This is a genomic window from Kocuria sp. SM24M-10 (assembly GCF_001027955.1).
Taxonomy (GTDB): domain Bacteria; phylum Actinomycetota; class Actinomycetes; order Actinomycetales; family Micrococcaceae; genus Kocuria; species Kocuria oceani.
This window is the reverse complement of record NZ_LDNX01000050.1, coordinates 1-25,021: the sequence shown is the minus strand read 5'-3', so window position 1 is coordinate 25,021 and position 25,021 is coordinate 1. Positions and strand designations below refer to the sequence as shown.

The 25,021-nt window shown below is 73.6% G+C and carries 17 protein-coding genes; 9 read left to right on the top strand and 8 right to left on the bottom strand.

Annotation, left to right across the window (positions count from 1 at the left end; translation table 11 throughout):
* Nucleotide 1: 1 nt before the first annotated feature.
* Nucleotides 2-2,698: a GNAT family N-acetyltransferase gene (locus ABL57_RS05995; protein ID WP_047802543.1), complete on the bottom strand. Its 2,697-nt coding sequence runs from the start codon at nt 2,696-2,698 to the stop codon at nt 2-4.
* A 126-nt stretch (nt 2,699-2,824) separates the two neighbouring features.
* Here ABL57_RS05995 and ABL57_RS05990 point away from each other — a divergent pair, with 126 nt between their 5' ends.
* Entirely contained in the window at nt 2,825-5,326 is a 2,502-nt protein-coding gene (locus ABL57_RS05990; protein ID WP_047802542.1) for a DNA topoisomerase (ATP-hydrolyzing) subunit A, read from the top strand.
* On the opposite strand, the gene ABL57_RS05985 is transcribed toward ABL57_RS05990, so the two are convergent.
* Complete coding sequence (locus tag ABL57_RS05985) at nt 5,317-6,393, bottom strand: malate dehydrogenase (RefSeq protein ID WP_047802541.1); 1,077 nt, start codon at nt 6,391-6,393, stop codon at nt 5,317-5,319. The genes ABL57_RS05990 and ABL57_RS05985 overlap by 10 nt on opposite strands.
* 98 nt (nt 6,394-6,491) lie before the next feature.
* The gene (locus ABL57_RS05980; protein WP_047802540.1) at nt 6,492-8,600 is read right to left on the bottom strand and encodes a type IIA DNA topoisomerase subunit B; all 2,109 of its coding nucleotides are present in this window, start codon (nt 8,598-8,600) and stop codon (nt 6,492-6,494) included.
* Between the two features lie 256 nt (nt 8,601-8,856).
* On the opposite strand from ABL57_RS05980, the gene ABL57_RS05975 reads away from it, so the two are divergent.
* Nucleotides 8,857-9,057: a hypothetical protein gene (locus ABL57_RS05975; RefSeq protein ID WP_017834164.1), complete on the top strand. Its 201-nt coding sequence runs from the start codon at nt 8,857-8,859 to the stop codon at nt 9,055-9,057.
* 138 nt (nt 9,058-9,195) lie between these two features.
* Here the strand turns inward: ABL57_RS05975 and ABL57_RS05970 are convergent, their stop codons facing one another.
* From ABL57_RS05970 to ABL57_RS05955, 4 genes are all read right to left on the bottom strand, one after another.
* Nucleotides 9,196-10,716 carry an RNA polymerase sigma factor gene (locus ABL57_RS05970; protein ID WP_082157256.1) on the bottom strand — a complete coding sequence of 507 codons (1,521 nt, stop codon included), beginning with the start codon at nt 10,714-10,716 and terminating at the stop codon, nt 9,196-9,198.
* Nucleotides 10,717-10,903: 187 nt separating this feature from the next.
* On the bottom strand, nt 10,904-12,367 hold the full coding sequence (locus tag ABL57_RS05965) for a DUF4192 family protein (protein WP_082157255.1): 1,464 nt from the start codon (nt 12,365-12,367) through the stop codon (nt 10,904-10,906).
* Nucleotides 12,368-12,485: 118 nt separating this feature from the next.
* Nucleotides 12,486-13,781 (bottom strand): nitrate/nitrite transporter, encoded by a 1,296-nt coding sequence (locus ABL57_RS05960; RefSeq protein WP_047802558.1) that lies wholly within the window; start codon nt 13,779-13,781, stop codon nt 12,486-12,488.
* A gap of 82 nt (nt 13,782-13,863) precedes the next feature.
* Entirely contained in the window at nt 13,864-14,781 is a 918-nt protein-coding gene (locus ABL57_RS05955) for a proteasome assembly chaperone family protein (protein WP_082157254.1), read from the bottom strand.
* Between the two features lie 257 nt (nt 14,782-15,038).
* Between ABL57_RS05955 and ABL57_RS05950 the strand changes: the two genes are divergently transcribed.
* The 4 genes from ABL57_RS05950 (at nt 15,039) to ABL57_RS05935 (ending at nt 20,955) form a co-directional block, all read left to right on the top strand.
* Nucleotides 15,039-16,586 (top strand): leucyl aminopeptidase, encoded by a 1,548-nt coding sequence (locus tag ABL57_RS05950; protein ID WP_047802537.1) that lies wholly within the window; start codon nt 15,039-15,041, stop codon nt 16,584-16,586.
* A 143-nt stretch (nt 16,587-16,729) separates the two neighbouring features.
* A complete protein-coding gene (lpdA, locus tag ABL57_RS05945; RefSeq protein ID WP_047802536.1) occupies nt 16,730-18,097 on the top strand; it encodes a dihydrolipoyl dehydrogenase in 1,368 nt (455 codons plus the stop codon).
* 109 nt (nt 18,098-18,206) lie between these two features.
* A complete protein-coding gene (sucB, locus tag ABL57_RS05940; protein ID WP_047802535.1) occupies nt 18,207-20,480 on the top strand; it encodes a 2-oxoglutarate dehydrogenase, E2 component, dihydrolipoamide succinyltransferase in 2,274 nt (757 codons plus the stop codon).
* A 133-nt stretch (nt 20,481-20,613) separates the two neighbouring features.
* Entirely contained in the window at nt 20,614-20,955 is a 342-nt protein-coding gene (locus ABL57_RS05935) for a hypothetical protein (RefSeq protein ID WP_047802534.1), read from the top strand.
* Nucleotides 20,956-20,992: 37 nt separating this feature from the next.
* On the opposite strand, the gene ABL57_RS05930 is transcribed toward ABL57_RS05935, so the two are convergent.
* Nucleotides 20,993-22,762, bottom strand: coding sequence for a protein kinase (locus ABL57_RS05930; protein ID WP_047802533.1), 1,770 nt, complete (start codon nt 22,760-22,762; stop codon nt 20,993-20,995).
* A 95-nt stretch (nt 22,763-22,857) separates the two neighbouring features.
* On the opposite strand from ABL57_RS05930, the gene lipB reads away from it, so the two are divergent.
* The 3 genes from lipB to ABL57_RS05915 all read left to right on the top strand — a co-directional run.
* Nucleotides 22,858-23,559: a lipoyl(octanoyl) transferase LipB gene (gene lipB, locus ABL57_RS05925; RefSeq protein ID WP_047802532.1), complete on the top strand. Its 702-nt coding sequence runs from the start codon at nt 22,858-22,860 to the stop codon at nt 23,557-23,559.
* Between the two features lie 69 nt (nt 23,560-23,628).
* Nucleotides 23,629-24,636, top strand: a complete 1,008-nt coding sequence (gene lipA, locus ABL57_RS05920; protein ID WP_047802531.1) for a lipoyl synthase — start codon at nt 23,629-23,631, stop codon at nt 24,634-24,636.
* Between the two features lie 81 nt (nt 24,637-24,717).
* Nucleotides 24,718-25,021: DUF4191 family protein (locus tag ABL57_RS05915; protein WP_047802557.1), on the top strand; the 304-nt coding region annotated here is incomplete at its 3' end.

The following is a 25,021-nucleotide window of genomic DNA, read 5'->3' as shown; positions in this document are numbered from 1 at the left end:
CCTAGCTGCGCATCGCCCGGCGAGCGCTGTCCGTCCGCTGCCGCGGGTTGCCGATCCCCACCGACGCGCCGAGCACCGTGAGGGAGCCGCTGGAGACCAGCACCGGGTTGAGCTCCACGCGGGCGATCTCCGGGTGCCGGTCCTTGAGCAGCGCGACCCGGGCCACGAGGTCCTCGAGCCGGTCCACGTCGGCGGCCGGGACCCCCTGGTGGCCGAAGAGCTTGCGGGAGGCCTTGGGCTCCCGGACCATCCGCCGCACGTCCATGTCGGTGAGCGGCGGCACCCGGTGGGCCCAGTCCTCCAGGAGGTTCACCGCGTCCCCGGCCATCCCGAAGGAGACCACGGGGCCGATGAGCGGGTCCTCGATGGCGCGCACGACCACGGCCTGGCCCGTGGGCGCCATGGACTGGACCTCGAGGTCGAAGGACCCGAAGGGCGCCAGGGCCCGGTGCATCGTCGAGATCGCCGCCCGCAGCTGCTCGCCGTCCTGGATGTTGAGCTGCACCCCGCCGAGGTCCAGGCGGTGGCGGAGGTTCGGGTCGGTGGTCTTCAGCGCCACCGGATAGCCCAGCCGTTCGGCGGCGGCCGGCGCGTCCGCCGGATCGGTGAACCGGGCGCTGGGCAGCAGCCCGATCCCGTAGGTCGCCAGCAGCGTGCGGGTCCGGTCGGCGTCCAGCTCCAGCAGGCCGTCGCCGGGCACGCGGGGCAGCACCGTCTCCACGAAGGTCTCGGCGGCCTCCGCGTCGATCCCCTGGGGCTCGGCGAAACGGCCCTGGTCCTGGGCGCGCCACCGGGTGTAGTCCACGACCTTCGCCAGGGCCCGCAGCGCGGCCCCGGGCGAGTCGAAGCACGGCACGTCCAGGCCGTCCTCGGCGTGGTGCAGCACGGACGCGGCGCCGGGCTCGGTGCTGCCGGTGAAGGCGACGACCACCGGCTTGTCGTGCTCCCGGCCCACCCGCCCGACGGTCTCGGCGATCTGCTGCGGCACGGTGCCGGGGATCGGCATCAGCGTGACCACGGCGGCGTCGACGCCCTCGGCGCCGAGGCTGCGTCCCACGGCCGCCCCCAGCGCCTCGAGGGCCCGGGCCCCGCCCTCGGCGGTGGGCACCGACGCCTGGGTCACGGCGGTCTCCAGGCCCAGCTGGGTGCACCGGTCCTCCATGAGCTGGCCCAGCGCGAGCGCGTTGGACACCAGCGCCGTGCGGGGCCCCGCCGGCAGCGGCTGGGCGGCCAGGATGCCGGCCACGTCCATGAGGTGCTCGCTGGTGTCGGCGCGGATCACCCCGGCCTGGCGGAACATCGCGTCCAGGGCGCCGGGCGGGGCCTGGGTGGTGCGCCCGGTGTGGCCCGGCGGCAGCCGCAGCCCGGTCACCTCGCTCTTGGCCACGATGACGGGCTTGGTCAGGGACAGCCGGCGGGCGATGCGGGAGAACTTGCGCGGATTGCCCACGGACTGCAGGTAGAGCCCGCAGGCGCGGGTCGCGGTGTCGTCCTCCCAGTACTGCATCATGTCGTTGCCGGAGACGTCGGCGCGGTTGCCGGCCGAGAGATAGGTGGACACGCCCACGTTGTGCCGCAGCGCCGCGGCGTTGAGCATCATCCCGATGGCCCCGGACTGGCTGAACAGCCCCAGCGGCCCCTGCCGTGGGGTCGTGGGCAGCACGGAGGCGTTGAAGCGGCACTCCGGGTCCGTGCGGTACAGCCCCAGGCTCGCCGGCCCGACCAGGCGCATGCCGTGGGAGCGGGCGCGGCGCACGAGCTCGGTCTGCCGGGCCCGGCCCTCCGCCCCCGCCTCCGCGTAGCCGCCGGTGACCACGACGACGGCGCGGACGCCCGCCGCGCCGCACTGGTCGACGACGTCGGCCACCTGGTCCACCGGCACCGCGATCAGCGCCAGGTCCACGCGCTGCGGGACCTCGCCGATCGAGGTGGCGTGGGTCATGCCCTCCCGCTCGAACGGCGTGGGGCCCACCCCGCTCAGCCGGCCCGCGAACCCGGAGGCGAGCAGGTGCTCCACCAGGGCGTGCCCGGCGTGGCCGGGGTCCCGCGACGCGCCGACGACCGCGATCGAGGACGGGGTGACCAGATCGGCGACCGAGCGGGCCTCCGCCCGGTGCTCACGGGCGGCCATCACGGCCAGGGACTTCTCCGTGGGGTCGATGTCGAAGCCCACCACGACCACGCCGTCGTCGAAGCGGCGGGTCAGCTCGTAGCCGGCCTCCGCGAACACCCGCAGCATCTTCCGGTTCTCGGGCAGCACCTCGGCGGAGAAGTGGTCGATCCCGTTCTCCCGCGCCGCGGCGGCGAGGTGCTCCAGGAGGATCGAGCCGATCCCCCGCCCCTGGTGGGCGTCGGAGATCATGAACGCGACCTCGGCGTCGTGCGGGTCCTCCGTGCGGTCGTAGCGGCCCACCCCGACGATCTGCTCCCCCAGCAGCAGCACGAAGCAGACGCGGTCCTTGTGGTCCACCCGGGTGAACCGGTCCAGCTCGCGCGCCGAGAGGGTGGGCTTGTAGGAGAAGAACCGCAGGTAGATGCTGTCCTCGGACTGCGACTGGTGGAACGCCAGCAGGGCGTCGCGGTCCTGCGGGGAGATGGGGCGCAGGTGTGCCGTCGCGCCGTCGCGCAGCATCACGTCCGCCTCCCAGTACTCGGGGTACCGGGCGGCCTCTTCCGTGTCCGCGCTCTCTGGAACCATAGACTTCAGGCTAGTAGACAAACCCGCACCGTCAACGGTGCGTCCCGGTGCGTCCCCGCACGATCTCGCCCGCCGAGTCCCCGGGGCCGCCCGGGCCCATCCCCGACCGAAGGACCCCCCGCTTTGATGGCTCGCCGCCGTGCGTCCTCCCGCCCGTCCGCCGAGGACGAGCTCCCCGCCGACTTCCGGGAGAACATCGTCGACATCGACGTGACCTCCGAGATGGAGACGAGCTTCCTCGAGTACTCGTACTCCGTGATCTACTCCCGCGCCCTCCCCGACGCCCGGGACGGGCTCAAGCCCGTCCAGCGACGGATCCTGTTCATGATGAACCAGATGGGGCTGCGCCCGGACCGCGGCCACGTCAAGAGCGCCCGCGTGGTGGGCGAGGTCATGGGCAAGCTGCACCCGCACGGCGACTCCGCGATCTACGACGCGATGGTCCGCCTCGCCCAGCCCTTCGCGATGCGCCTGCCCCTCGTGGACGGGCACGGCAACTTCGGCTCCCTCGACGACGGCCCGGCCGCCTCCCGCTACACCGAGGCCCGCATGGCCCCCGCGGCGCTGGCGCTGACGGCCGACCTCGACGAGGACGTCGTGGACTTCGTGCCCAACTACGACAACCAGTTCTTCCAGCCCGGTGTGCTGCCCGCCGCGTACCCGAACCTGCTGGTCAACGGCTCCTCCGGCATCGCGGTGGGCATGGCCACGAACATGGCCCCGCACAACCTGCGCGAGGTCGTGGCCGGGGCCCGCCACCTCGTGGAGCACCCCGAGGCCACCCTCGAGGAGCTGATGCGCTTCGTCCCCGGACCGGACCTGCCCTCGGGCGGGCGGATCGTGGGCCTGGACGGCATTCGGGACGCGTACCGGACCGGGCGGGGATCCTTCAGGACCCGGGCGAAGGTCTCGATCGAGCAGGTCTCCCCGCGCAAGCAGGGCATCGTGGTCACCGAGCTGCCCTACATGGTGGGGCCGGAGAAGGTGACCGAGAAGATCAAGGAGGCCGCGCAGGCGAAGAAGCTGCAGGGCGTCTCCGACGTCGTGGACCTCACCGACCGCAAGAACGGGATGCGCCTGGTGATCGAGGTCAAGAACGGCTTCAACCCGCAGGCGGTGCTCCAGCAGCTGTACAAGTACACGCCGATGGAGGACTCCTTCGGGATCAACAACGTGGCCCTGGTGGACGGGCGGCCCCGCACCATGGGCCTGCTCGAGCTGCTGCGGGTCTACGTGGAGCACCGGCTCTCCGTGGTCCGCCGGCGCACCGGCTTCCGCCTGGCCAAGCGGCGGGACCGGCTGCACCTGGTCGAGGGGCTGCTCGTGGCGATCGTCGACATCGACGAGGTCATCCAGATTATCCGCTCCTCCGACGAGACCGCCGTGGCCCGGGAGCGGCTGATGACCGTGTACGACCTCACCCGGGTCCAGGCCGACCACATCCTCGAGCTGCGCCTGCGCCAGCTCACCAAGTACTCCCGGATCGAGCTGGAGAAGGAGCAGGAGGAGCTGCGCGGGGAGATCGCCGAGCTGGAGGAGATCCTCGCCTCGGACGCCCGGCTGCGGGCCCTGGTCTCGGCCGAGCTCGCCGAGGTCGCCGCCGTGCACGGCGACGACCGGCGCACCGAGCTGCTGGAGTCCGAGGCGCTGCCCGGCCCGGCCGCCGCCGTGGCCGCCCCGGCACCGGGCCGCGGCGGCGGCGGGGGGCTCGCCCTGGAGATCGCCGACGACCCGTGCTGGGTCTTCCTGTCCACCTCCGGCCAGCTCGCCCGCTCCTCCTCGCAGGACCCGCTGACGGACCCGCCGCGGCGGCTCAAGCACGACGCCCTGGCCTCCGTGGTGCGCGCCACCGCGCGCTCGGAGATCGGGGCCGTCACCTCGGCCGGGCGGATGGTGCGCGTGCAGGTGATGGACGTGCCCGTGCTGACGGCCTTCGAGGGCACTCCCAAGCTCGGCGACGGCGTGCCGGTCAAGGAGTTCCTCACCCTGGGCCGCGGCGAGCGGCTCGTGGGCCTGGCCCCGCTGGGGTCGGTGCTCGCCCTGGGCACCCGCAGCGGCGTGGTGAAGCGGGTGAACCCGGAGTACCCCCTCAACCGCGAGGAGTGGGAGGTCATCACGCTCAAGGACGGCGACGAGGTCGTCGGCCTCGCCGAGTCCGCGGCCGAGGACGACGAGCTGGTGTTCGTGACCCGGGAGGCCAGGCTGCTGCACTTCGAGGCGGGTGCGGTGCGCCCCCAGGGCCGCACCGCCGGCGGCGTGGCGGGGATCAAACTGGTCCCGGGAGACGCCGTGCTGTTCTTCGGGGCGGTGCGCGCCGCCGACGAGACGCCGGTGGTCGTGACGCTGGCCCGGGCGGAGGAGGTGCTGCCGGGGATGTCCAAGTACACGGTGAAGGTCACTCCCTTCGCCGAGTACCCGCCCAAGGGCCGGGCCACGGGCGGGGTGCGCGCCCACCGGTTCCTCAAGGGCGAGACGGGGCTGGTCCTGGCCTGGGCGGGGCACGGTCCGGCCAAGGCCGTCTCGGCCACGGGCGTGGCGCGGGCCCTGCCCACCGAGCACGGGCGCCGCGACGGCTCCGGGGTGCCCACCGACCAGGTGATCGACGCGGTGGGCCCGGCCTACTCCTGAGGCCGGGCGGAGAGGTCAGCGCCGGGGCCGAGCAGCCCGAGCTGCTGCACGGCCTCCCGCTCCTCCTGGAGCTCCCGCACGGAGCGCTCGATCCGGGTCCGCGAGAACTCGTCCAGCGCCAGGTCCGAAACGATCTCCGCGCGCCCGTCCCGGCAGACCACGGGGAAGGAGCTGACGAGGCCCTCCGGCACGCCGTAGGAGCCGTCGGAGGGCACCGCCATGGACGTCCACGTGTCCCCCGGGGTGCCGAGCACCCAGTCGCGCACGTGGCACAGGGCGGCGTGGGCGGCCGAGGCCACGGAGGACCCGCCGCGCACGTCGATGATCTCCGCGCCGCGGCCGGCCACGCGCGGGATGAAGGTGCGGTCCACCCAGTCCAGGCCGAGGCCCTTCTCGTCCAGCACCTCGAGGGCCGGCCGGCCGGCGACCGTGGCGTGGGTGAGGTCCGGGTACTGGCTCGCGGAGTGGTTGCCCCAGATCGCCACCCCCCGGATCTCCGCCACCCGGGCGCCCGTGGCCTCGGCCAGCTGCGCGACCGCCCGGTGGTGGTCCAGCCGGGTGAGGGCGGTGAACCGCTCCCGGGGCACGTCCGGGGCGTGCGAGGCGGCGATGTAGGCGTTGGTGTTCGCGGGGTTGCCGACCACGACCGCCCGGAAGTCCTCCGCCGCGCCCCGGTTGGCGGCCCGGCCCTGCACCGAGAAGATCCCGGCATTGGCCTCGAGCAGGTCCGCCCGCTCCATGCCCTGGGAGCGGGGACGGGCCCCGATGAGCAGGCCGACCGAGGAGCCGTCGAAGGCCGCGTCGGCGTCGTCGAAGACCTCCACGCCCTCGAGTAGCGGGAACGCGCCGTCCTGGAGCTCCAGGGCCGTGCCCTCTGCGGCCCGCCGTGCCTGCGGCAGCTCGAGCAGGTGCAGGCGGATCGGCGTGTCGGGACCGAGGAGGTCGCCCGCCGCGGCCCGGAAGACCGTGGCGTAACCGATCTGCCCGGCGGCCCCGGTGACCGTGACCGTGGTGGGGCGGGACCGGCGGGGGGCGTCGGGACGGGAGTGCGGGCCGGAGGCGGTCATGCGGGGATCCTTCCTCGGGGACGGTCGGTCGTCCCTGCCCAGCGTAGTGCTCCGGCCCGCGCCGCGCCCGGGATCGGGCCCGTGGCCCCCGCCCGGGCTCAGGCGTCGATGCGCTCCTGGTCCAGCTGGGTGGCGCCCTCGATGATGAAGTCCTTGCGCGGCGCCACCTCGGAGCCCATGAGCAGCGAGAACGCGTGCTCGGCCGCCTCGGCGTCCTCGACCCGGATCCGGCGCAGCATCCGGTGCCGGACGTCCATGGTCGTCTCCGCGAGCTGGTCGGCGTCCATCTCGCCCAGGCCCTTGTAGCGCTGGATGGGCTCCTTGTACCGGCGGCCCTCCGTCTCCAGCCGCCCGAGCAGGTCCGCGAGCTCCCGCTCGGAGTAGGTGTAGATCATCTCGTTGGGCTTGCCGCCCGCGTTGACGACCTCCACCCGGTGCAGCGGGGGCACGGCGGCGTAGACCCGGCCGGCCTCCACGAGCGGGCGCATGTAGCGGTAGAACAGCGTGAGCAGCAGGGTGCGGATGTGCGCGCCGTCGACGTCGGCGTCCGTCATCATGATGACCTTGCCGTAGCGGGCGGCGGAGAGGTCGAAGGTCCGGCCCGACCCGGCGCCGATCACCTGGATCAGGGCCGCGCACTCGGCGTTGGCGAGCATGTCCGTGATGGACGCCTTCTGGACGTTGAGGATCTTGCCGCGGATCGGCAGCAGGGCCTGGTGGTTCGAGGACCGGGCCAGCCGGGCGGTGCCCAGGGCGGAGTCGCCCTCCACGATGAACAGCTCCGAGCGCTCGACGTCGTTGGAGCGGCACTCCACGAGCTTGGCCGGCATGGAGGAGGTCTCCAGGGCGTTCTTGCGCCGCTGCGTCTCCTTGTGCACCCGGGCGGAGATGCGCGACTTCATCTCTGCCACGACCTTCTCCAGCAGCTGCCCGGCCTGCTGCTTGTCGTGGCGTGCGGTCGCGGTGAGCTTGGCCGTCAGCTCCTTCTCCACCACCCGGGCCACGATCTGGCGCACGGCCGGGGTGCCGAGGATCTCCTTGGTCTGGCCCTCGAACTGCGGCTCGGCCAGCCGCACGGTGAGCACCGCGGTGAGCCCGGCCAGGACGTCGTCCTTCTCCACCTTGTCGCTGCCGGCCTTGAGCTTGCGGGCGTTGGCCTCGATCTGCTTGCGGAAGGTCTTGAGCAGGGCGGCCTCGAACCCGGCCTGGTGCGTGCCTCCCTTGGGGGTGGCGATGATGTTCACGAAGGAGCGCAGGGAGGTGTCGTAGCCGATCCCCCAGCGCAGGGCGACGTCGACCTCGCACGTGCGGTCGACCTCGGTGAGCTTGGAGCGGCCGCTCTCGTCCAGGACGGGGACCGTCTCCTTGAACCGGCCCTCGCCGTGGAAGCGCCACACGTCGGTGACGGAGCTGTCGGCCGCGAGGTACTCCACGAACTCGGAGATCCCGCCGTCGTGCTGGAACACCTCCTCGTGGGTGCCGAACTCCCCCGGGGTGCCGGGCAGGCCCCGCTGGTCGCGCACCGTGATGCGCAGACCCGGGATCAGGAAGGACGTCTGGCGGGCGCGCTTGGCCAGGTCCTCGTAGCTGAACCGGGCGTCCGTGGTGAAGATCTGCTCGTCCGCCCAGTAGCGGATCCGGGTGCCGGTCACCCCGCGCTTGGCCTTGCCCACGACGTCGAGCACCGAGCCCTCCACGAACGGCTCGAAGGGCGCGTGCGGGGAGGGCCTGCCCTTGTCGAGGAAGCGGCCCGGCTCGCCGTGGCGGAAGGACATCTGGTGGGTCTTCCCGCCCCGGTCCACCTGGACGTCCAGGCGTGCGGAGAGGGCGTTGACCACCGAGGCGCCGACGCCGTGCAGGCCGCCCGAGGCGCTGTAGGACCCGCCGCCGAACTTCCCGCCCGCGTGCAGCTTCGTGAACACGACCTCCACACCGGTCAGTCCGGTGCGGGGCTCCACGTCGATGGGGATGCCGCGGCCGTCGTCGTGCACCTCCACGGCGCCGTCGGCGTGCAGGATCACCGTGATCTGGTGGCCGAACCCGGCCAGCGCCTCGTCCACGGAGTTGTCGATGATCTCCCACACGCAGTGCATCAGGCCGCGGGAGTCGGTGGAGCCGATGTACATGCCGGGCCGCTTCCGGACGGCTTCGAGGCCCTCGAGGACGGAGAGGTGGCGGGCGTTGTACTCGGAACGGGACGGTGTCACGGGGATACGACTCCTGGGGGACGGTGGGATTCCCCACCACTGTAGTCGGGGCGGCGGACACCCCGGGGCGGGGCGGGAGGGCCGTCGCGGGAGCGGGGGCCTACGCCGGGGGCGAAAAAGCGCCCCGGACGGAATCCGATGTCCGACGGTCGTGGTTCTATGTACGAGTACCCCTCAGCGTCCACGAGACCCCGGGTACCTGCATCGGCGGGTCTGCGGCCCCCGTGCACCGCGTACGACACAGGAGGAGGATCCCGTGAACGCAACACTGGAAAGCCGAGAACTCAATGCGACCGACCGCTGCGACGCGTGCGGCGCCCAGGCCTACGTCCGAGTGATCCTCGAGTCGACGGGCGGTGAGCTTCTCTTCTGCGCTCACCACGCGCGCAAGAACGAGCAGAAGCTGCGGCCCCTGGCGGCCACCTGGCAGGACGAGACGGAGCGGATCGGTTCCTGATCCGGGCGCTCCCCGGCGAGCGCCCGGAGCGAGCAGGGCCCCGACACCTGGTGTCGGGGCCCTGCTGCATGTCCGGGTCCGGCCCGCACGGCCGCCCCGTCCCCGTCCCCGGACGGGTCCGGGGACGGGGGCGTCCGGTCAGTCGAGGTAGTCGCGCAGCACCTGCGAGCGGGACGGGTGGCGCAGCTTGGACATCGTCTTGGACTCTATCTGCCGGATGCGCTCCCGGGTCACCCCGTAGACCTTGCCGATCTCGTCCAGGGTCTTCGGCTGGCCGTCCGTGAGGCCGAAGCGCATGGCGACGACGCCGGCCTCCCGCTCGGAGAGGGTGTCCAGGACGGAGTGCAGCTGCTCCTGCAGGAGTGTGAAGCTCACCGCGTCGGCCGGGACCACGGCCTCCGAGTCCTCGATCAGGTCGCCGAACTCGGAGTCGCCGTCCTCGCCCAGCGGGGTGTGCAGGGAGATCGGCTCCCGGCCGTACTTCTGCACCTCCACGACCTTCTCGGGGGTCATGTCGAGCTCGTTGGCCAGCTCCTCCGGGGTGGGCTCCCGCCCGAGGTCCTGCAGCATCTGCCGCTGGACGCGGGCCAGCTTGTTGATGACCTCCACCATGTGCACGGGAATGCGGATGGTGCGGGCCTGGTCGGCCATGGCCCGGGTGATGGCCTGGCGGATCCACCACGTGGCGTAGGTGGAGAACTTGAAGCCCTTGGTGTAGTCGAACTTCTCCACCGCGCGGATCAGACCGAGGTTGCCCTCCTGGATGAGGTCCAGGAACAGCATGCCGCGCCCGGTGTAGCGCTTGGCGAGCGAGACGACCAGGCGCAGGTTGGCCTCGAGCAGGTGGTTCTTGGCGCGCTTGCCGTCGTGGATCACCCAGCGCAGCTCCTTGCGGGTCTGGGGGTCCAGGCTGTCCTTCTCGTCGGCGAGCTTGTGCTCGGCGTACAGGCCGGCCTCGATCCGCAGGGCCAGGTCGACCTCCTGCTCGGCGTTCAGCAGGGCGACCTTGCCGATCTGCTTCAGGTAGTCCTTGACGGGGTCAGCGGTCGCGCCGGCGGAGACGACCTGCTGGGCCGGGGCGTCGTCGTCGTCGTTGGCGGTGATCACGAAGCCGGAGGTCTTCTCGTCCTTGCGCGCGGGCGCCGCGACCTCGTCCTCCGCCGGCGTCTCCTCCGCGGCGTCCTCGTCCTCCTCCACGTCGGGGTCGACGACCCCGGCCTCGTCGGTCAGGTCCGGTTCGAGGTCCGCGTCCTCGGCGACCTCGACGTCCGTGTCCGGCTCGCCGGTGACGTCCGCATCCGCCTTCTTCGGGGCGGCCTTCTTGCGGGTCGCCGGCTTCTGGGCGGGCGCGGGCGCCGGGGCGGCCTGGGCCGCGGAGCTCCTCGCGGCCGTCGGCGCCGCCGCGGTCGACTTCGCGGCCGTGGTCTTGGCGGCCGTGGTCTTGGCCGCCGTGGTCTTGGCCGCCGTGGTCTTGGCGGCGGTGGTCTTGGTGGCCGTGGTCTTCTTCGCGGCCACCGTCTTCTTGGCCGCGGTGGACTTCGCCGCGGCGGTCTTCGCCCGCGGCGACGTGCCCGCGGACCCGGACGTCGACCGAGCGTCCCCGGTGACCGGAGCCTCGGCGGCGGTGTCCGTCGTCTTCTTGCTGGCGGAAGGTGACACTGAGAGCCTTTCGTTGAACGGTCACGGCGCCCGCACTCGGGGCAACACGCCTATGACCCTGTCAAGTCCTTGCTCCGGGCGTCGTCCGGCGCGGCAGGCTTGAAGGGTCCTGACAGCCGGAACCACGGTCGGCCGGGATTTGTTCCCGCCCGGCCGGCGGAACCTGAGAAAGCTCGCCGGGGTCACCTCAGGCGTGCCAGGCGGTCGCCCGGTCCCGGGCCCACAGCGGCACCGGGCGGGCGTCCGCGAGCCGCAGCACGCGCAGGGCGGCCGGGTGGCAGGGAACCAGCGCCGTGGCGCGGCGCACGAAGTGCGCCGTGTGCGAGCCGCGGGCGCGGAAGCGGTTGAGCTGCGCCAGCTCCACGAGCACGCCCGCGAGCACTGCCCGGGCCGCGGCGGCGTCCGTCCCGGCCACCGCCTCGGCCGTCCCCTCCGCCGCCTGCCCCGCTGCCGTCTCGCCTGCCCGCCCCACGGCCCGCTCCGTCGGGGCCTCTGCCTGCTCCACCGGGGCCTCGCCGGCGTCCAGCAGCCAGGCCAGTGCCTGCAGGACCCGGTACAGCGCGTCCAGCCGCGGCCAGGCCGGGGTCCCACCCCACTCCCCGGACAGCACGCGGGAGAGTCGGATGAGCTCCCCTGCGTCGGACGCGGGCCGCCGCGCGGCGCCGGGGGCCGCCCCGCGCCGGCCAACACCGGGGCGACGCGGGACGGCCGCGACCCCGGGCGGCGCCGGTGCGCGGGTCGGTCCGGTCGGCTCGTCCGCCGGGTCCGCGGCGCCGGGCTCGGCGTCGCACAGCTCCGCCCACATGGCCGCCGCGGCGAGGACACCGGCGGAGTCGTCCGTGGCGCAGGCCGCGAGGAGGAGGTCGGCGAGCACCGGGTCCGAGAGGCCCGCGGCCAGGAAGCCCAGCAGGTCGTCGTCGTGGGCCAGGACCGCGGGCAGCCAGTCGCCGTCGGCGTCCCGGACCTCCGTCAGGACGTCCTCCCACACGGTCAGGATGCGCGCCAGGCGGTCCAGGCGGTGCCAACCGTCCCGGCCCGCCCGGGCCCAGTGGGCCGCCCGTCCCGCCATCCCGCGGCGGGTGCCCGCCGGCAGCGCACCGTACTCGTGGTCCATGGCCTGCCGCGGCGCCGTCGCGTAGGAGCTGCCGGCGGCCACGAGCGCGGCGTTGACGGCGCTGTCCAGGATGCGGGCCACGTCCCGGACGTCCTCGGGGTCCTCGACCGGCCACCAGTGCTCGCCGGCCACGACCCAGCGCGCCGCCACGGCCCGGTCCGCCCGGCGGGCGGCCTCGTCCACGAGGCCCAGCACGGCGGACACCGCTCCGGGCCCGCCCGGCGGCGGGGACGTGCCCGGTGACGAGCGGACGGGCGTGCGGCCGGAGGTGTAGACGATGGCGAACACCCGGTCGCTGAGGGCGTCGTGGCCCACGAGCTCGGCGAGCTCCGCGACGAAGGCCTCGGCGAAGCGCTCGTCGTCGGGGTCGGCCGGCAGGTCCACCCGCACGCACGCCCCGGCCGTCCCGCCGCCGGCGGCGAACAGGACGAGCGAGTCGGCGGGCCAGTAGCCGAGGGTGTGCGGGACGACGGCGAGCAGGTCGGCGGCGCAGCGCACGACGGGGACGAAGGGATCACGGGTGGGGTGCTGTCTCATGGGCCCAGGGTGGGCGGTCCCGGGCCGGCGGCGGCGGCCCCGGTGGCGGGCTGTGGAGGGCGGCGGACGGGACACCGCCCGGGTTGCCCGGTGCAGTGCGGATGCCCGAGGACGTCTCTCAGACGGCGTCGGGCCAGTGCCGGCGCCGCACCCGCGCGGCGGTGGCCAGGACACCGACGGCCCCGGCTCCGGCGATGAGGAACTGGGCCGCGACGGCGACCCGGAACGCGTCGGGCGCGTAGAGCTCTTCGCGGAAGCCGCCCGCGTACAGGAGGTCCAGGACGAACCCGGTGACGAAGATGGCGAGGACCGAGGCGGTGAACCCGCCGACGTTGGCGATGCCCATGGCCGTGCCCGAGCGGCGGGGCGGGTTGAAGCTGCGGGTGATGTCGAAGGCGATCATCGACGCGGGCATGCTGATCGCGATCACGCACACGGCCGCGAGCACGACCGCCGCCGGGGCCGTGCCCGGCCACACCAGCAGCACGGTCCAGGCCGCGAAGATGCCGGCGGTGACCGTCAGGGACAGCCGCACCCGGCGCTCGGGGCGCCGGGCCGTCAGCCCGCCGAGCGCCAGGCCGACGGCCAGGTTGGTGAGCACGAAGGAGGTCATCACCACGGAGATCGTGGTGTCGGGCAGGCCCTGGGCGTACTCGAGATACGGGTAGCCCCACATGAGGACGAAGGTGTTGCCGGCGAACTGGGTGGTGAAGTGCACCCAGAAGCCCAGCCGTGTGCCCGGTTCGGCCAGGCTCTCCCGGAGGACCTGCCCCGTGCGCCGCAGCCCCAGCCGGCGGTGGAGCACCTCCACGCCCGGCGGCGCGTCCCGCAGCAGGGCCGCGGCGAGCGTCCCGGCGAGCAGCGCGAGGGCGGCCAGCCCGAGGAAGGACGGGAGCCAGCCCGCGCGGTCGAGCACCCAGGCGAAGGGGATCACGGAGACGAGCTGGCCGAGGTTGCCGAAGACCCCCACGACCTGGGTGAGCAGGGGGACGCGCAGGGCGGAGAACCACGCCGGGATCAGCCGCATCACGCACACGAAGGTGGCCGCGTCCCCGGCCCCCACGAGCACGCGGGCCACCACGCCCTCGGCGACCGTGTCCGCCAGGGCCAGCTGCACCTGCCCCACGGTCATCAGCAGGGCCCCGGCGGAGACCATGGCCCGGGCGCCGAAGCGGTCCACGAGCACGCCCACGGGGATCTGCAGTGCGGCGTAGACCAGGACCTGCATGAGGGAGACCAGCGAGAGCGCTGAGGCCGCCGTGCCGAACCGCTCCGCGGCGTCGACCGTCGCGACCCCGAAGCTCGTGCGCTGCGCCACGGCGCTGAAGTAGGCGAGGACGCCGATCCCGAACACCAGGTACGCGCGGCGGGAGTCCTTGCCGGGCTGCGGGGGGCGGGACCGGTCGGACGTCATGCACTTCGCTCTCGGGGGGACGGGGCCGCGGACGGCGGCACCGTCCCGGGTCGAGCCGGCCACGCCCCGCCGGGCGGCGGGCTCAGTCCTGCTCGTCCTCCCGGGCGGCCAGGAAGGCTTCGGCCGCGGCGCCGATCTCGTCGGCGTCGGGGAGCTCGGACTCGTCCCCCACGAGCAGGGAGCGGGGGGCCGAGGCGTCGACGACGTCATCGTAGCGCTGTTCCAGACCCGCCACGACCGCCTGCACCTCCGGCGAGGCGCCCACCTGCTGGTCGATCTGCCGCTCTATCTCGCGGGCCGCCTCGCGCAGCTCGTCCGAGGGCAGGGTGAGTGACGTCACGGCGTTGATGTGCTCGAGGGCGGCCACCGCGGCGTGCGGCAGGTGCGCCTCCGCCAGGTACTGCGGGACGTGGACGGTGAAGCCGATGTTGTCGATCCCCGCCTCGGTCAGGCGGATCTCGAGCAGCTGCGCGGCGGAGGAGCTCATCTCCACCACCGGCCGCCAGGCGTGCTTGACGGGCAACAGGTCGGTCCGGCTGCCGTGCACGGACACGATGAAGGGGCGGGTGTGCGGGACCGGCATGGGAATGCCCGAGACGATCGCGACGAGCGAGACGTCCATCCGCCGGGCCAGGCCCACGACGGCCTCCGTGAAGCGGTTCCACTGCAGGTCCGGCTCCGGGCCGGTGAGCAGGGCGAAGCTGCGCCCGAGCGGGTCCGTGACCAGCCGCAGGGACAGCTCGGGGGCCTGGAAGTCCTCGAAGTGGTCCTCCGCGAAGCGCACGTGCGGGCGGCGGGCCCGGTAGTCGTAGAGCTGGTCCAGGTCGAACCGGGCCACGACCTCGTGCGGCAGGGAATCGGTGATGGCGTGCTCGATCTGCACGGCCACGTGGCCGGCCTCCGCGTAGCCGGACAGGGCGACGATCAGCGGCAGGCCACGGACCCGGGCGTCCTCGAGCAGCGCGGGGTTGCTCAGGTACAGCGAGGTGGGATCCAGCACGGCAACTTCCTCCTGAGGGGGGATGGGTGGGTCGGGGTCCGGGGGTTCTTCCCGAGGCCGGCGGGAGCACCTCCGGCGGCGCTCCCTGGTTCATGTCAACCGCCCGCGAGGCCCCCCTTATTCCCCGCCCGGCCCGGCGGAGCCTGTCGCCGCCGGGGCCGGGGATAGGATCGACAGCACGCCCGCCGGACGGGCCGGGACCGCCACGAGCGCCCCGCCCGGACCGGCCGGTCCGGACCTCAGCGAAAGGACGACACATGCCCGACGTACAGGAACTGCTCGAGCCCCGGGGGATCGAGCTCACCGCCACGCACAAGCCCCTGGGCCGGACCCCGGCGCACGCCCTCGTGCTCGCCGTGCAGAAGGGGGCGGACGGCGACGGCCGCGTCGTGCTGCCCGCCGGCGAGCAGCGCAAGCTCTCCCCCGTGCTGGAGGCCGCCGCGGCCCTGCGCGTGGGCGGCGGCGCCGACGAGGTCACCCTCGTGCCCGCGCCGTCCGGGCTGCCCTTCACCGTGGTGGCGCTCACCGGTGTCGGCGACCTGCCCGAGAGCGGGCCCGCGCGGGCCGAGGCGCTGCGCCGGGCCGTCGGCGCCGCGGTGCGCCGCCTCGCCGGCACGGACTCGGCGGTCCTCGCCCTGCCCGCGGCCTCGGAGGAGGACGCCGCGGCGGTCGCCGAGGGCGCGGCCCTGGGCGCGTTCGCGTTCTCCCACCAGCGGTCCGTGACCGCCGGCGCCGTGAAGGCCCCGCTGGCCTCCGCCGTCGTGCACGCGCCCGATGTGGCGCGCACCGCGCTGAGCCGCGTCCTGGACCGCGCCACCGCCCTCGGCCGCGGCGTCCGGGCCGCCCGCACCCTCGTGGACCTCTCCCCCAACGTCATCTACCCGGAGGCCGTCGCGGACTATGCCCGGCAGGCCGCCAAGGGCACGAAGGTCTCCGTGACCGTGCTGGCCGAGAAGGATCTCGCCAAGGGCGGCTACGGAGGCCTGCTCGGCGTGGGACAGGGCTCGACGCACGGTCCCCGTCTGGTCAAGCTCGAGTACTCCCCGGCGCGGGCGTCGCGCCACTACGCCTACGTGGGCAAGGGCATCACCTTCGACTCGGGCGGGCTCTCGCTCAAGCCCCCGGCCTCGATGATGACCATGAAGTCGGACATGGCCGGGGCCGCCGCCGTGCTGGCCACCGTCCTGACCGCCGCCGAGCTCGGCCTGCCGGTCAAGGTCACCGGCTGGCTGTGCCTGGCCGAGAACCTGCCCTCCTCCACGGCCACCCGCCCCGGCGACGTCATCACCATCCGCGGCGGACGCACCGTGGAGGTGCTCAACACCGACGCCGAGGGGCGCCTCGTACTCGCCGACGGACTGGTGGCCGCCTGCGAGGAGGCCCCCGACGCCGTCGTCGACATCGCCACCCTCACGGGCGCCCAGATGGTGGCCCTGGGCTCGCGGACCTTCGGAATCATGGGCGACGACGCACTGCGCGCGGCCGTGGCCGACGCCGCCCGCGCCGCCGGCGAGGACGGCTGGCCGATGCCCCTGCCGGAGCACCTGCGCCCGTCCCTGGACTCCAAGGTCGCCGATCTCAAGAACATCGGTGACAAGAACGGCGGGATGCTCGTGGCCGGGCTCTTCCTGCGCGAGTTCGTCGGCGGCCCGGACGGCGCCCGGGTGCCGTGGGCGCACGTGGACATCGCCGGGCCCTCCTTCAACGAGGGCTCCCCCTACGGCTACACCCCCGCGGAGGGCACCGGGGCGGGCGTGCGCACGCTCGTCCGGCTGCTCGAGGACTCCGCCGCCGCCCACGGCTGAGCACCCGTGACACCCCCTCGGCGGAGGGAGCGCCCGCCTGGTTGCTCTCTCCGCCGTCGGGCTAAGGTATGTACGAAACGAACCCGTCACCGTACGGGTGCACCCCACTCGGAACGACGTCAACGCGCAAGGGAGCCAAACACGTGGCCGACAACGAATTCGACATCCTCGTCCTCGGCGGAGGCAGCGCCGGCTACGCCGCGGCGCTGCGGGCCGTCCAGCTCGGCTTCACGGTGGGCCTGGTCGAGAAGAACAAGCTCGGGGGCACCTGCCTCCACTGGGGCTGCATCCCGACGAAGGCCTACCTGCACTCGGCCGAACTGGCCGAGGACGCCCGGGAGAGCTCCAAGTACGGGGTGCACACCACGCTCGAGTCGATCGACATGGCGGCCGTGCGCGACTACAAGGACAAGATCGTCGCCGGCAAGTTCAAGGGCCTCACCGGCCTGATGAAGATGCGCAAGATCACGGTGATCGAGGGCGTGGGCAAGCTCACCGGGCAGAACACGGTCGACGTCGACGGCACCAGCTACACCGGCAAGCACATCGTGCTGGCCTCCGGCTCCGTCTCCAAGACCCTCGGCGTCGAGATCGGCGGCCGGATCATGACGTCCACCGAGGCCCTGGAGATCGACTACGTGCCCAAGAGCGCGATCGTCCTGGGCGGTGGCGTGATCGGCTGCGAGTTCGCCTCCATGTGGAAGTCCTTCGGCGTGGACGTCACCGTGATCGAGGGCCTCCCCCACCTGGTCGCCAACGAGGACCCCGCGCTGATCAAGATCCTCGAGCGCGAGTTCAAGAAGCGCGGCATCAAGTCCAACCTCGGCACCTTCTTCGAGAAGGTCGAGCAGGACGACAACGGCGCGAAGGTCACCCTGGCCGACGGCAAGGTCTTCGAGGCGGACATCGTGCTCGTCGCGGTGGGCCGCGGGCCGAACACCGCCGACATGGGCTACGAGGAGCAGGGCATCCCCATGGACCGCGGCTTCGTCACCCCGAACGAGCGCCTGCACACCGGGGTGGGCAACATCTACGCGATCGGCGACATCGTCCCCGGCGTCCAGCTCGCCCACCGCGGCTACCAGCAGGGCCGCTTCGTGGCCGAGGAGATCGGCGGCCTCAACCCCGCCGTCGTCGACGACGTGAACATCCCCAAGGTGACGTTCACGGAGCCCGAGATCGCCTCCGTCGGCTACACCGAGCCGAAGGCCAAGGAGAAGTTCGGCGAGGACAACATCGAGGTCGCCGAGTACAACCTCGCCGGCAACGGCAAGAGCTCCATCCTGGGCACCGGCGGCATCATCAAGCTGGTGCGCGAGAAGGACGGCCCCATCATCGGCTTCCACGCCATCGGCAAGCGCATCAGCGAGCAGATCGGCGAGGGCCAGCTCATCGTCAACTGGGAGGCCTACCCCGAGGACGTCGCCGCGTTCGTGCACGCGCACCCCACCCAGAACGAGGCCATCGGCGAGGCCGCCATGGCACTCGCGGGCGCGCCGCTGCACGGCTGACCGCACCGAGGCCCCGCCCCTCCCGGGCGGGGCCTCCCCCACTACCCCGGCACCGGGCCCGGCGCCCGGACCGCACCATCGAAGGCACCGAAAGAGAGACGGTCGGACCATGTCAGAAACCGTAAACCTGCCCGCACTGGGCGAATCCGTGACCGAGGGCACCGTGACCCGGTGGCTCAAGCAGGTCGGTGACGAGGTCGCCGTCGACGAGCCCCTGGTCGAGGTCTCCACCGACAAGGTCGACACCGAGATCCCCTCCCCCGTGGCGGGCGTCATCGAGGAGATCCTCGTCGAGGAGGACGAGGACGTCGAGGTCGGCGCTCCCCTGGTCGTCATCGGCTCGGGCTCCGGCTCCGCCCCGGAGCCGGAGCAGCCCTCCGCCGAGCAGGCCGAGGACGCCGCCACCCAGGCCGAGACCCCGGAGGCCACCGACGAGTCCGCCCAGCAGCAGGCTCCGGCGCAGCAGGAGTCCGCCCCCGAGCAGGCCCCGAAGGCCGAGTCCCAGCAGGGCGGCGAGGGGACCGAGATCACCCTGCCCGCGCTGGGCGAGTCCGTCACCGAGGGCACCGTGACCCGGTGGCTCAAGCAGGTCGGCGAGGAGGTCGCCGTCGACGAGCCCCTGGTCGAGGTCTCCACCGACAAGGTCGACACCGAGGTTCCCTCCCCGGTGGCCGGCACCCTGCTGGAGATCCGCGTGCAGGAGGACGAGGACGCCGAGGTCGGCCAGGTCCTGGCGGTCATCGGCTCCGGCGACGCCCCGTCCGGCTCCGCCCCGGATCAGGGGCAGCCCTCCGCCGAGCAGGCCGAGGACGCCGCCACCCAGGCCGAGACCCCGGAGGCCACCGACGAGTCCGCCGAGCAGCAGGCTCCGGCGCAGCAGGAGTCCGCCCCCGAGCAGGCCCCGAAGGCCGAGTCCCAGCAGGGCGGCGAGGGGACCGAGATCACCCTGCCCGCGCTGGGCGAGTCCGTCACCGAGGGCACCGTGACCCGGTGGCTCAAGCAGGTCGGCGAGGAGGTCGCCGTCGACGAGCCGCTGCTGGAGGTCTCCACCGACAAGGTCGACACCGAGGTTCCCTCCCCGGTGGCCGGCACCCTGCTGGAGATCCGCGTGCAGGAGGACGAGGACGCCGAGGTCGGCCAGGTCCTGGCGGTCATCGGCTCCGGCGACGCCCCGTCCGGCTCCGCCCCGGAGCCGGAGCAGCCCTCCGCCGAGCAGGAGCCCTCCGCCCAGGCGTCCGACGCCTCCGGCGAGGGCTACGAGGGGTCGACGACCGGCACGCAGGAGAAGGCGCCGTCCCGCGACGAGGCCCTGGTGGAGACCGAGGAGCCCGTCATGGCGGACACCTCGGACGGGACGCAGCAGGACGACGCCGAGCGCGACGGTGCCCGCACCGAGAACGCCGGTGCGGCGCCCGAGACCCCGACCGGCGACAACGCCGCCTACGTCACCCCGCTGGTGCGCAAGCTCGCCAAGAAGGAGGGCGTCGACCTGTCCACGCTCACCGGCACCGGCGTGGGCGGCCGCATCCGCAAGCAGGACGTGCTGGCCGCCGCGGAGCAGCAGAAGAGCACGGCGGCCCCGGCCGCCGAGGCCCCGGCCGAGCAGCCCGCCGCCGCGGAGCCGCAGAAGGCTCCCCAGGCCGCGCCGGCCCCGGACGCCAAGCGCGGCACCACGGAGAAGGCCCCGCGCATCCGGATGACGATCGCCCAGCGCATGCGCGAGTCCCTGCAGGAGTCGGCCCAGCTGACCCAGGTGACCGAGGTCGACATGACCCGGGTGGCCGTGCTGCGCAACAAGGCCAAGGCGAAGTTCCAGGAGCGGGAGGGCGCCAAGCTCACCTTCCTGCCCTTCTTCGCCAAGGCCGTGGCCGAGGCGCTGCAGGCGCACCCCAAGCTCAACGCCACGTTCCGGGAGGCCGAGAAGGAGATCGTCTACAACGGCTCCGAGAACATCGCCATCGCGGTGGACACTCCCCGGGGCCTGCTGGTCCCGGTGATCAAGGACGCCGGGGACCTCAACCTGGGCGGGCTGGCCAAGCAGATCGCCGACCTCGGCTCCCGGGCCAAGGACGGCAGGATCGCCCCGGACGACCTCACCGGCGGCACCTTCACGATCACGAACATCGGTTCCTTCGGGGCGCTGTTCGACACCCCGATCATCAACCAGCCGCAGGTGGCCATCCTCGGCACGGGGTCGATCGTGAAGCGCCCGATGGTCGTGGCCGACGCCGACGGCAACGACACGATCGCGATCCGGCAGATGTGCTACCTGTCGCTGACCTACGACCACCGTCTGGTCGACGGCGCGGACGCCGGCCGGTTCCTGCAGGCGCTGAAGGCGCGCCTGGAGGAGGGTCGTTTCGAGTCCGAGGTCGGTCTCTGACCGGTCCCGCGGCCCGGCCCGGCGGGGTCTGAGCACCCGCCGGTGACACCCCGGCATCCAGGGGGCGTGTTCCTGATCACAGGGGGCACGCCCCCTCGTCGTGCCCCGGGAACGCCCGACCAGGCTCGGATCCATGACCCTCCTGAACGGACTTCTCGTCCTCCTGCACCTCGTCGGCGCCGCGATCATCGTGGGCACCTGGGTCTGCACGATCAAGCGTTCCACGGTCTCCCCGGATCAGTTCCACGCCTCCCTGCTCAGCCTGGTCACCGGGCTGCTGCTCGTGGCGATCCACGAGATGGGCGACGTCAACCACGTCAAGATCGCGGTCAAGCTGCTCCTGGCCCTGGCCGTGGCGGCGGCCGCGTTCCTGGGGCAGCGGCGCACCGGGCGCGGCGAGCCGGTCTCGACCGGCCTGGCCCACGCGGTGGGCGGCCTGGCCCTCATCAACATGGCGGTCGCGACCCTCTGGTGAGAGCCGCCCCGCACGACCCTGCCCCCGGTGCCGCCGTTCAGCGCCGGGGGCTCCGCGTTGCCGCATCCATTCCCGCCGGGCGGTCCCGGCGGGGCTCCACGGAGGCCAGGCGCCATCCCTCCTCGCCGCGGACCAGGACGACGGCCACGGTCTGCACCCACCCCTCGCCCGCCGGCAGCACCGACGCGTCCCGGCCGGGATCGCCCCGGTAGCCCTCGACCCGCACCTCGGCCTCGAGCGTGACACCGCCCGGCGCGGTGGGCCCCGACCGCGGGGCGGCGCCCCGGATCCGCCCGGCCTCCAGCACGAGATCGGCGAACACCCGGTCCTCGGACGCGGCGGCCCGCGCGATGGTGGCGCGGTCGTCCGCCGCGGCCTCCGCCCCGGGGACGTAGACCCGGTCGAGCAGCCGGGTGTCCCCGGTCCGCAGGGCCTCGCCGCGCCGGGCAACGAGCCGGCGCAGGGCCTCCTGCGGTTCTCCCGGCTCGATCCGGTCCCCGGCGACCGGGGCGGCCGATGTCGGGGCGGCCGATGTCGGGGCGGCCGGACCCAGGTGATGCGGATCCAGGAGGGCGGCCTCGGGAGCTCCTGCCGCCCCGCTCGGGGCCACGGGCGGGTCCGGCGCCCCCGAGCGGGGCGGCAGCAGCAACGCGGTGCCGGCGGTCAGCACGAGCGCGGCTGCGAGGGCGGGCAGTGCCGTGCGCCGGCGGGAGGACGGGACGGCCGACGTGCCGTGCGCCGTCGGGCGGGAGAACCGGACGGCCGCGGGGCCGCGCGCGGCCCCGCGGGTTCGTGGCCCCGCCGCGGCCGGGGCCGCCGGGACCGGGAGGACCTCGAGCCCGGCGGCCAGCTCCGCGGCGGTAGGGCGGTCGGCCGGGTTCTCCGCCAGCGCGGTCTCCACCGCCCGGCGGAGCGGGTGCGGGACGTCCGGGCGCAGCCGTGCCAGGGGGGCCCGGTGCCGGTCGGCGGCCGGGGCCCGCCCCGTGAGCACGGTCCAGCAGACGACACCGAGGGCCCGCACGTCCTCCGGCGGGCTCCCGTGCCCGGGTCCCGGCCGTACTGCCGCCACGTCCGGGCCGCCGTCCGCCCCGCTGCCGGGCCGACTGCCTGCCCGGCTGCCGGACTCCCACCCGGTCCCGCCATCGGCGCCGCTCGCCGACCCCCTGCCGGTTCCGGGCGGCGGCCCGTCAGGGACCTCCCGCCCGGCCCCGGCACCGTCCTCGGGCTGGGCCACGGTTGCGGTCCGGGCGGTGCGGAAGAGGATCCGCCGGGCGGTGAGCTCCCCGTGGCACCGGCCCAGGCCGTGCAGCACCGCCAGCCCCGCCGCGGCGTCGCGCAGCACCGCGGCCACCTCGTCCGCGGCCAGCGGCCCGCGCTCGGCCAGCCGCTCCGCCAGGGAGCCGCCCGGCAGGTACTCCTCGACGAGGCCCGCGGGCTCCGCGGCAGGTCCGAGCAGCCCGCGCACGGCCACCAGGTGGGGGTCCTCCCGGCCGGACAGGTCGGCGGCGAGCGCCAGCAGGGCGCGGCGGGAGGCGCTACGCTCCGGCCCCTCCGCACCCGCGCAGAGCCGCAGGACGAAGAGCTCCCCGGAACGGGTCTCGCGCACGAGCCAGGAGCCGTCGCCGAGCCGCCGGACCGGCTCGAGCCCGTCGTCCGGCGGCAGCCGCGGGAGCGGTTCCGCCGCCGGGTGCGGCCGGGGACCGCGGGCGTCGTCGCGCACGGCCGCCGCGAGCCGGTCCCGCGCGGAGGCGGGGACCGGCCGGGACCCGGGGTGCCGGCCGCCGGATGCGGGGTTGCGGTCGTCCATGCGCCCAGCATGCCCCGTCGGGGGCCGGCGCCGTCCGCGCCGTCCACAGCCCGGGCCCGGGGCGGGTGTCGCCGCCGCGCGATAGGCTGGGGGCCATGTCCCTCTCCTTCGAACGGCTCGGCTTCGCCCCCCACCTCGTGGACTACCGCGCGGCGCTGGAGCTGCAGAAGAACGTGCACCGCGAGGTCGTCGCCGGTGAGCGGGCCAACACCGTGCTGCTGCTGGAGCACCCGCCCGTCTACACGGCCGGCCGGCGCACCGAGGCGCACGAGTACCCCTACGACGGCACCGAGGTCGTGGAGATCGGGCGCGGGGGCAAGCTCACCTACCACGGGCCCGGGATGCTCGTGGGCTACCCGATCGTGCGCCTGACCACGCCCATCGACGTCGTGCGCTTCGTGCGCCTGCTGGAGGAGATCATCCTGGCGGTGGTCGCGGACTTCGGGGTGCCGGCGACCACCGTGGCCGGCCGTTCGGGGGCGTGGGTGCTCGCGGACGAGCACGGCCCCGACCGCAAGATCGCGGCGATCGGTGTGCAGGTGTCGAAGCGGGCGACCATGCACGGCTTCGCCCTGAACTGCTCCAACGACCTGCGACCGTTCGGCAAGATCATCCCCTGCGGCATCACCGACGCCTCCGTCACGAGCCTGTCCCAGGAGACCGGGCGGCTCGTGACCCCGGAGACGGTGGTGGCGCGCATGGAGCAGGAAATATCCGCCCGCCAGGACGAGTTGTGCGAACAGTTCGACCCGTCCGGGCTCCCGGGGCCGCTGCCCTGGCCGACCACCGTCAGCTGATCCGCGCCGCCCCGGAACCACCGGGACCGTGAGCGCACCACCGTCGACATCTCGACAAGGAGACCGACCATGACCGTTGCCCCCGAGGGCCGCCGCCTGCTGCGCGTCGAGGCGCGCAACGCCGAGACACCCATCGAGAAGAAGCCGTCCTGGCTGAAGAACACCGCCCGCATGGGCCCGGAGTTCCAGGAGCTGAAGTCGCTGGCGCGCGGCAAGGGCCTGCACACGGTGTGCGAGGAGGCCGGCTGTCCCAACATCTACGAGTGCTGGGAGGACCGGGAGGCGACGTTCCTGATCGGCGGGTCCAAGTGCACCCGGCGCTGCGACTTCTGCGACATCGCCACCGGCAAGCCGGACCTGCTGGACGTCACCGAGCCGCGCAAGGTCGCCGAGTCCGTCCAGGAGCTGGGCCTGCGCTACGCCACCGTGACGGGCGTGGCCCGCGACGACCTCGACGACGGCGGGGCGTGGCTCTACGCCGAGACCATCCGGGCGATCCACAGGCTCAACCCGAACACCGGGGTGGAGATCCTGATCCCGGACTTCCAGGGCAAGCCGGACCGGTTGCAGCAGGTCATCGACGCCGAGCCGGAGGTCTTCGCGCACAACGTGGAGACGGTCCCCCGCATCTTCCGCCAGATCCGCCCGGCGTTCACCTACGAGCGCTCCCTCGACGTGATCACCCAGGGCAAGGAGGCCGGGATGATCACGAAGTCGAACCTGATCCTCGGCATGGGCGAGACCAACGAGGAGATCCACGAGGCCCTGTGCGACCTCCACGACGCCGGGTGCGACATCATCACGCTCACCCAGTACCTGCGCCCCTCCCCCCTCTTCCACCCCATCGACCGGTGGGTGAAGCCGGAGGAGTTCGTGGAGCTCTCCCGGATGGCCGAGGAGATCGGCTTCCTGGGCGTCATGGCGGGGCCGATGGTCCGGTCCTCGTACCGTGCCGGGCGGCTGTGGGCCCGGGCGATGGAGAAGTCCGGCCGCGAGATCCCCGCCCACCTGGCGCACATCGAGGACGAGGGCTCCGCCTCCCAGGAGGCGTCCTCCCTGGTGCAGCGCCTGCGCTGAGCCGGGTCAGGTCACGGCACCTCCCACCCGCTAAACTGGAGGACGGACCACTGCCACCGCACCACAGGACGAGGTCTCACCGTGTCACCTTCCCACGCCAAGTCGCGCCCCGCGTCGCGATCCACCTCCTCCGGGAAGCCCACGGGGAAGCCGAGCGGGAAGCCGACCCGGGCGCAGAGGCGCGAGGCGAAGAAACAGCGGAAGGCGGCCAAGGGCCCCGGCTTCCTCGGGCAGATCAAGCAGGTCTTCAAGATGACCCGCGAGGTCGAGCCCAACGTGGGCTGGTGGATGCTGCTGATCGGGCTCGGCGTGCTCCTGGTCTTCCTGCTCGTCGGCGCCCTGCTCGGCAACTGGATCACCGGGCTGCTCATCGGCCTGCCGTTCG

Excerpts from the sequence above, each read along its gene's own strand:
- ABL57_RS05995 (WP_047802543.1), bottom strand. The coding sequence starts at position 2,698 with ATGGTTCCAGAGAGCGCGGACACGGAAGAGGCCGCCCGGTACCCCGAG.
- ABL57_RS05990 (WP_047802542.1), top strand. The coding sequence starts at position 2,825 with ATGGCTCGCCGCCGTGCGTCCTCCCGCCCGTCCGCCGAGGACGAGCTC.
- ABL57_RS05985 (WP_047802541.1), bottom strand. The coding sequence starts at position 6,393 with ATGACCGCCTCCGGCCCGCACTCCCGTCCCGACGCCCCCCGCCGGTCC.
- ABL57_RS05965 (WP_082157255.1), bottom strand. The coding sequence starts at position 12,367 with ATGAGACAGCACCCCACCCGTGATCCCTTCGTCCCCGTCGTGCGCTGC.
- ABL57_RS05960 (WP_047802558.1), bottom strand. The coding sequence starts at position 13,781 with ATGACGTCCGACCGGTCCCGCCCCCCGCAGCCCGGCAAGGACTCCCGC.
- ABL57_RS05950 (WP_047802537.1), top strand. The coding sequence starts at position 15,039 with ATGCCCGACGTACAGGAACTGCTCGAGCCCCGGGGGATCGAGCTCACC.
- sucB (WP_047802535.1), top strand. The coding sequence starts at position 18,207 with ATGTCAGAAACCGTAAACCTGCCCGCACTGGGCGAATCCGTGACCGAG.
- ABL57_RS05935 (WP_047802534.1), top strand. The coding sequence starts at position 20,614 with ATGACCCTCCTGAACGGACTTCTCGTCCTCCTGCACCTCGTCGGCGCC.
- ABL57_RS05930 (WP_047802533.1), bottom strand. The coding sequence starts at position 22,762 with ATGGACGACCGCAACCCCGCATCCGGCGGCCGGCACCCCGGGTCCCGG.
- lipB (WP_047802532.1), top strand. The coding sequence starts at position 22,858 with ATGTCCCTCTCCTTCGAACGGCTCGGCTTCGCCCCCCACCTCGTGGAC.
- lipA (WP_047802531.1), top strand. The coding sequence starts at position 23,629 with ATGACCGTTGCCCCCGAGGGCCGCCGCCTGCTGCGCGTCGAGGCGCGC.